The following is a 7,435-nucleotide window of genomic DNA, read 5'->3' as shown; positions in this document are numbered from 1 at the left end:
GACGAACGCCGGGGTGGCCAGGTCGTCGCCCACCGTCTGCGCCGCCAGCAGCACCGCTCCCACGACCGCACCCATGACCAGCACGTGCGCCGCCCTGCGAACCACCCAACTGACCGCGGCCGTTCGGTCCAGGGCGACGACCTGGCCACCCCGGCGTTCGTCGTCCGGGACAGCGCGGGCCTGATGGGCCTGGCCGCCCTGGGCGCGGCGCTCTGCGGGGCGCAGTTCGCGTGGACGCTGCCGATGGCCTGGGCGGCGCTCGCCCTCTTCGCGCCGCCCCCGACGGGACCGGCGGGACCGGCGATGGAGGTCGCGATCTGGCCCCTGCTCCCGCCCGGCACGGCAGCGGGCACGTGGACGGCGCTAACCCTGGCGGCCGTCGGAACGGCGACGTACGCGTGGGCGGGGCCGAAGCGGTAGGGGCGGCGAACGAGGAGGCAACGCGGAGCCCCGTCCCGGACGGCGTTCTCGACCTCCTTGATCCGGCGTCCGCTGCCGCGCCCGTCGCGCCCGTCGCGCCCCGCATTACGTGTCGAACTCACCGACCCAGGAACGGTCCAGAAGGCGGACGGGCAAGTACTCGGACTCGACCTCGATCGGGAAGCCCGCGTCGTACGCGAGGCATGCCACGGCCAGCGGCCCGAGGGCCAGGAACCCCGCGATGTCCCCCGAACGCTCCGGCGTGCTCCAGTACGACTTGTGAAGTTCCAGAGCCTCCACGAGCGCCTGGTTGAAACCGTCGTGGTCCTTGCGCAGGAACTGGTAGAAGAGGTTGATCGGCGGATACAACACGCATTGGAGCAGATCGCGCGGCGCGACCGTGGCGATGTCCGGATGGGACTGCTCGATGGCCGCCGTCAACTTCTCCGGCAGCCCCGGTTGCTCGCGCCAGTAAGTCTGCAGGGCATCCACCCAGTGGTAGACGTACTCGTCGCCTTCGGCACCGGACGACCGCAGGAGATCGAGCGGAATGGCGCACAGTGCATCCATACGAGACTGATCCCGGCAGATGACAACGAACCAGAGCGCGGTCAGCCAGTTACCGGCGTGCGTGTAGAACTGGGGACCTGTGGCGTTGATGGTGCGCATCTCGTGTGCGATACGCATCTCAACCGTGCCTTCGGTGACGGAGGCGGCGGCAAAGGCCGCGGTACCCATCTGCATAGCGGAGACGGTGGCATCCCACGTGGAGAAACGGTTGCCGCGCGGATTGAGGGCCTGGGTCGCCTGCACCTGCAGGAGCGCCTCGTTCAGTGCGATGCCGACTACCGCAGGCGAGGTCTCCAGATTTTGGATGCTCGTCTCGAATTCCTCGGCCAGACGTTCGGTAACCTGCTCGTCGATTGCAGGAATGGCGTGTCGCTCCACAATCACCGTCACGGATTGCTCCTGTTAGTGGCTTCGAAGGGGAAGTCTTCCTCTTTGAACGTTCCGACATTGAATCGGCGACTCTTGAAGCCTCCGTAAGTCGGCCCGTCGGAAACACCTTTGACGAGGATGTATTCAACCTTGTCCGCCATGAGTGCATTTTTCAGATCAGTATACAACTTCAGCTCGGCGGAATCTCCGTTCTCCGCTCTCTTCCACATCTCGTTCATGATGTCGAGGAAATACTCGCGCGAGCCTTGCTTCGCCTTGTAGCCACTCGGCAGCGTACGCTCGTTGATTCCCGTGCCGACGTCACTCTTGGCTTCGATGACGACGAAGCCCTCGTCGTTCTTGCGCCGCCAGACCTGGTCGAACTGGTCGTTTCCGTTCTTGGGGCCGGCCGTTGGCTCCCACTTGGCTCCCTCGTAGAACTGCGAGACCACGTGATGGCGAGCCACTGCCTCACCGTATGCTTCCGTAGCCTTTGACATCGTGTCGTGGAACGGTGCGTGTCCAGCCTTGAGAGCGTCGTACATCGCCTTGCTCTCGGGCGTTTTGGTTCTTTCCCATACTTTCTTGGCCGCGCCAAGCGGATCGTGCAGCGGGTTGTCGGCCTGGATCGCGTCGTGTCGTGTCCTGGCGGCATTGTCCAGGACTGACTGTGCCTGCGAGTCGTTGAGTTGCTTGGCGGTTCCCGGACGGTCCCAGCCCTCGTAATACTTCGTCGGGAAGGCCGGGGGAGCGTTGTCCTTCGCGAGCCACATCTTCGGATCGGCAGGGTCCTTGATCAGCTGCGGCGGTGGAAAGCCGCTCTCGTCCGGGACGTCGGTGTCTTGGCGGTAACCACGCTTCTCGTAGTACTCCTTGAAGTACCCCTCCTCGTGATTGGCCCTGTAGACCTGGATCTCTGTGATCTGCTCCGGCTTGAGCGATCCGGGAGGGCCGTAGGGGTTGCCCTCCTGCCGCATAAAGCTCGGAGGGTGGGGAAATCGGTCAGGGACGGGTGTTCCACCGCCAGGCGTCGGCAGGTCGCTGCCGACGTGGGCCGCGTCGTCCAGACCGCCGGTGCCCGGGGTTTCCGGGTGGTGGCCGCCCGTCGCCGGGCCGTCGGTGTGGCCCACGCCGCCCTGCGACGACCCGTCGCCGTGAGGCGCGCTCCCGTGGGTGCCTTCCGGGTGGGCGGTGGCTCCGCCCGGGGTGGGGTCCAGGGCGTTACGGGGGGCGGTTTCGCCCGCGGCGCCCGCCGGGGCGCCGCGCTCGCCCGCGCGGTTCGTCGGGGTGTTGTCGAAGCCGCCCGGTCCGTGGCCGCCGTTGTCCGCCACGTGGACCGGGTCGGAGAGGTCGCTGCCGAGGCGGATGACGTCGTCGCCGCCCCTGGCTCCGACGGCGGCCAGGACCGGGGACTCCGCCCTCGGCTGATCCGCTGCGGCGGTCGGGGATCCCTCGGCCTTGGCCTCTTCGGCACGCTGGAAGAGGCTGCCGTCCTCCTTGTAGAGGTTGCCGGCGGGGTCGGCGTACTTCGCGGGGCCGTCCTCGAAAGGCCACTTGACCGTGCCAGGGGGGAGCGTGACCGTGCCCTCGGGGAGCTTGACGCTGCCGTCCGGGAGCTTGAGCGCCCCCTCCGGTATCGCGGCGCCCTCCGGCAAGTGGATCGTTCCGTCGGGAAGTTCCAGCGCGCCCTCCGGCAGGCTGAACGCGCCGTCCGAGATCTTCGGGATCTCGATGGCGCCCATGCCCCGCAGACCGGCCATCACGTCACCGATCTTCGACAGACCGGCGCCCGCGCCCTTGAAGACGTACGTCATCGGGTCGATGACCCTGCCCGCCTTGCCCGCCAACGAGACCGCCCGAACGGCGAGACTCGCCTTGCCCGCACCGGACACCGCGCCTCCGGTGCCACCGGTGAACGTCGCGGCGCGCGGTCCGGTCGCGGTGGCCGGGGTGAGGCGGTCGACGGGGGTGAGGCGGCGCCCTTGAGGCGGCGGAAGACGCGGTAGGCCGCGAGGTCCATCTCGTTGTTCTTCGCCCGGGTCAGCTTGGCCTTGCCGGTCGCGCACTGTCGTAGGAGAGCGCCGCGCCCTTCGACGCCAGGGTCTTGACCTTGTCCTTCGGCAGCCCGGAAGCGGGCGCGCCCGTGCCCAGTTGTGGTGGGCCGTCTTGTCGCAGTCCGTCTTCCCGGGCTTGCCGAGAAGCCTGTGTTCGCGAGGAACTGCCGCTGATGGAGCGGGGATACGCAGGTCGTGGCGGCGGACGCCGCACTGGCGACGGCGAGCAGACCGCCCGTCGTGGCGCACACCACGGTCGTGGCCAACGCGGGCGCGAAGCGCCGAACAGGTCTTATGGGGTCCGCTCGGTACCGGTCCTCGACGCACCTTCTCGTACGGCGCCGAAGTTCAAGGCCATTGACCCGCAGGGGCGTTGGTAGCGGACGTGGCTCCGGGGGGCCCTGTCAGTCCTGTGTCGCGTAGACGATGAGGTTGTTCACGGGGTGGCCCTGGGCGTCGAAGCCGCCGTCGCAGGTGATCAGCCGCAGGGCGTGGTCCTTCGTCGCGCCGTAGACCTTCTCGGTGGGGAAGGCGTTCTTGCCGACGCTCTCGGTGCCGGTGACGGTGAAGTGCGCGTCGGCTCCGGCGGTGTTGGTGACGGTGATGGCCGCGCCCTTGGCGATCTTCTTGAGGTCGTGGAAGACGGCCTTGCCGAAGCGGGTGTCGTTGTGGCCGATGATGACGGCGGGACCGGCCTCTCCCGGTACGGGGCCCCCTGCGTACCAGCCCGCGGTCATCCCCTTCTCGGCGGGCGGCACCTCGACGGTTCCGTCCGCGTTCAGCCCGAGGACCATCAGAGAGCTGGTGATCCCGACCGAGGGGATGTCGACCTTGGCGGGCGGCAGGGTGCCCTTGGTCTCCTGCGACGACTCCGTCCCCTTGTCCGGCCCCGGCGCATCGGACGCCGTGGACGACCGCGCATGGCCCGCGTCGGCGGTGGCCGGTTCGGGTGTGGCCGAGCAGCCCGCGAGTACGGCGAGGACCAGCGGTACGGCGGGAACCAGGCGGGCGAGGCGGGCGGAACGGGCGAGGCGGGCGGAACCGGCAGGCCGGGCGGGGCGGTTACGGCGCGCGCGGGTCGGCCGGGGGCCGGGGGGTGACGCGGGGTGCTGCGCCGGGTGGTGTTCCGGGTGGTGTGCCGGGTGGTGTGCGGAGGTCACTGGTGCTCCAGAGCAGGGCTACGGGCGGGACGGGGCATGCGCGGAAGGCGCCGCCCCCGCGAAGGGGCGGCGCCACCGGCGCTGTCGGTACCGTCAGGCGGTGTGGCGCTCGGCGGAGCGGCGGCGCAGGACGAACGTGCCGGCGCCCGCGAGCAGCAGCGCGCCGGCGGCCGTACCGGCGAGGGCGGCGTAACCGGCGCCCCCGGAGGTCCCGGCCGGGGCCTCACCGGCGGCGACGGCGCCGCGCGGCACGGGAGCGGACTGCAGGGCCTGCCTCTTCCTGATCTCCTCGGCGGACGTCGCGGCCTCGGTCGGCACGGCCCTCGCGGCGGGGACGTCCTTGTCGGCGGGCTCCGGCCTCGCCTCAGGGGCCTGGGAGGGCGCCTCGGACGCCTCCCGGGCCGTAGCCGGAGCCTCCGTGGCCGCGACGGGCACGGTGGAGGAGGCGAACGCGGCAGACGCCGGGGCGAGCAGCGCGCCCGCGGCGACTGCGCTCAGGACGGCGGCACGCAGGCTGAGATGACGGGGCATGTGAAGCTCCAGTTCCGGCCCGGCCTTGGTGGTACCTGGGTGCCGTGTCGCACCAGGTTCCGGGCACGTCACCACCATGACGAGCACTTGTGAGGAAGCTGTCAGGAAGTAGCTGTCGGCTCGTCATGGCCGCCGGGCCCCGATTTCTTCCGCCCCGATTCCTTCGGCCCCGATCCCTCCGGCCCCGATCCCTCCGGCCCCGGTCCCTCCAGCTCCGTTTTCTCCCGCCCCGATCCCTCCGGCCCCGGTTCGCCGCCCGGATCGACCGGCAGCCGTACGGTGAACACCGACCCCAGCCCCTCGGTGCTCATCACCGTCGTCGTACCGCCGTGCGCCTCGGCGAGCTTGAGGACGATCGCGAGGCCCAGGCCACTGCCGCCGGTGCTCCGGTTGCGGGACTTTTCCGCCCGCCAGAAGCGGTCGAACACATGCGGTACGTCCTCCGCCGGGATACCGCTGCCGGTGTCGGCCACCTCCAGGCCCACCTCGTCCCCCGCGCCGTTGACGTACGCGCGCAGGCTCACCCGGCCACCGGCCGGGGTGTGTCGTACCGCGTTGGAGACCAGGTTGCTGACGGCCTGCCGGAGCCGGACCGGGTCGGCGTGGAGCAGCGGGGGCCGGGGCGTGCCGGGCGGCGGCGTGGTGTGTGTCAGGGTGACGTCCGCGGTCTCGGCGAGGCCCTGGTGCGCCGCGGCGACCTGGGCCAGCAGGTCGCCCGTGTCGACGGGCTCCGGATGCAGCCGCAGCACGCCCGCGTCGGCCGCCCCGAGGTCCTGGAGGTCGTTGACGATGTGCTGGAGCTGCACCGCCTCCTCCAGGAGCGAGGAGACGAACGCCGGGTCCGGGTCGGCCAGTCCGTCCTGGGCCGCCTCCAGCCAGCCGCGGATGTTGCTCAGCGGGGTGCGCAGTTCGTGGGCGACGTCGCTGACCATCGCCTTGCGCTGTTCCTCCAGCCGGGCGCGGTGGGCCGCCATGTCGTTGAACGCCGCCGCCAGCCGTCCGATCTCGTTGTCGAGACCGACCGGCACGGGCTCGGAGTCCAGGCCGTCGCGCATCCGCTGTGCCGCGCCGGTGAGCGCGTGCAGGGGCCGTACGAGGCGGGTTCCGGCGATCACCGAGGCGCCGACGGTGAGCGCGAGGACGAGGGCGGTGACCCCGGCGATGCGCGCGGTGTTCGCCGGGGAGAGGTCGAGCCCCGGCACGCTCACCGCGCCGGGGCCGTCGATGAACAGCAGTGCGGGCGGGGCGACATAGGACGTCAGCTGCTCGCGGCGGGCGCTGGCCACGCAGGAGGCGACGGCCCGGTCGTACTGGCTGCTGACCGCCGGCCGGCCGGGGGCCGTGCTGGGGACCGGCTCCGGCCCCTCCGTGGGCGCGTCCCGGTCGGGCTCCGTCGGCTGCGGGACGGCGGCGGTCAGGGGTGCGCCGGCCTCGGCCTGCCGGGCGTCCGCGGGCGCCCGCATACGCCCGCGGTCCCAGGACAGGTCGAGGTTGAGCGTGACGCCTTCGCGGTCCTGGCGTTCGAGGCAGGCGTCGGAGAGCTTGTTGAGTTCCCGCAGTGCCTTCCTCTCGGTCGCGGTGGGGGTGTCCGAGACGTCGCTGTAGCACCTCAGCTCGGCGGAGGGGTCGGTGTCGTTGCTCACGAGCCGGATACGGGGGCGTCCGGTGGGCGTCTCGACGACGTCGGCGGCGATGCCCTGGCCGCCGAGGCACTCCACGTTCGCGTCGGCGGCCCGCCGCAGCCGCGTGCGTTCCTTCTCGGGCAGCAGGAACGGTCCCACCGCCCGCGGGTCGACGCGGTCCGTGTCGGCGGAGGTGGTGTCGGGCACGAGTACGGTGTCGACGGACAGCGGGTCGACCACCGCCGACGCCTGCGGCGGCAGCGGGGCGGCGGACGGATCGAGCTTGCCGGAGGCGGCGTCGCCCGGCGCGGATCCGGAGCCCGGAGCGGAGTCGGCGGCGGAGTCCGCTGCGGCGGAGTCGAAGAGCGGGCGCCGGTCCTGGCTGGTCAGTACGATCCGGCGCTCGGACCGCCGGGCCAGTTCCCGCGCCGTGTCGACGACACCGTCCCAGTTGGGGTGGGTGGCCGCGTACCCGAGCAGGGTGTTGTAGATCTCGGCGTCGGCGCTGAGATTCTGCCCCTGCTCCTGGCGGATCGCGCCGGTGGTCGTCTGTACGGCGAGCCAGGCGGTGGCGGCGACCGAGCACGAGGCCACCAGCGCCGACACGGTCAGCAGCCGCCCGAGCAGGCTCTTGCGGAGCGGCAGCCGTGTGCGCGGTGTGTCACGACGGGACGGTGTGTCACGACTTGTGCCACGCGGGGGCGGCGGT

General features: G+C 71.1%; 5 protein-coding genes and 1 pseudogene. 1 reads left to right on the top strand and 5 read right to left on the bottom strand.

Going from position 1 to position 7,435, the window contains the following annotated elements:
* Positions 1-420, top strand: a pseudogene (locus DVH02_RS31820) (hypothetical protein); the annotation flags it as partial.
* Positions 421-525: 105 nt separating this feature from the next.
* Here the strand turns inward: DVH02_RS31820 and DVH02_RS31815 are convergent.
* The 5 genes from DVH02_RS31815 to DVH02_RS31795 all read right to left on the bottom strand — a co-directional run bounded on the left by DVH02_RS31815 (position 526) and on the right by DVH02_RS31795 (position 7,371).
* On the bottom strand, positions 526-1,380 hold the full coding sequence (locus DVH02_RS31815; protein ID WP_114627320.1) for an immunity 49 family protein: 855 nt from the start codon (positions 1,378-1,380) through the stop codon (positions 526-528).
* Positions 1,377-3,251 (bottom strand): hypothetical protein, encoded by a 1,875-nt coding sequence (locus DVH02_RS31810; protein WP_114627319.1) that lies wholly within the window; start codon positions 3,249-3,251, stop codon positions 1,377-1,379. Before DVH02_RS31810 ends, DVH02_RS31815 begins: the two co-directional genes overlap by 4 nt.
* Positions 3,252-3,817: 566 nt before the next feature.
* A complete protein-coding gene (locus DVH02_RS31805) occupies positions 3,818-4,417 on the bottom strand; it encodes a class F sortase (RefSeq protein ID WP_114627321.1) in 600 nt (199 codons plus the stop codon).
* 249 nt (positions 4,418-4,666) lie between these two features.
* Positions 4,667-5,104 (bottom strand): hypothetical protein, encoded by a 438-nt coding sequence (locus DVH02_RS31800; protein WP_114627318.1) that lies wholly within the window; start codon positions 5,102-5,104, stop codon positions 4,667-4,669.
* A gap of 101 nt (positions 5,105-5,205) precedes the next feature.
* Positions 5,206-7,371 (bottom strand): sensor histidine kinase, encoded by a 2,166-nt coding sequence (locus DVH02_RS31795; protein WP_233518584.1) that lies wholly within the window; start codon positions 7,369-7,371, stop codon positions 5,206-5,208.
* Positions 7,372-7,435: the final 64 nt, after the last annotated feature.

It is taken from the genome of Streptomyces corynorhini (assembly GCF_003346515.1).
GTDB lineage: Bacteria > Actinomycetota > Actinomycetes > Streptomycetales > Streptomycetaceae > Streptomyces > Streptomyces corynorhini.
This window is presented reverse-complemented; position numbering and strand designations above follow the sequence as displayed.

Excerpts from the sequence above, each read along its gene's own strand:
- DVH02_RS31800 (WP_114627318.1), bottom strand. The coding sequence starts at position 5,104 with ATGCCCCGTCATCTCAGCCTGCGTGCCGCCGTCCTGAGCGCAGTCGCC.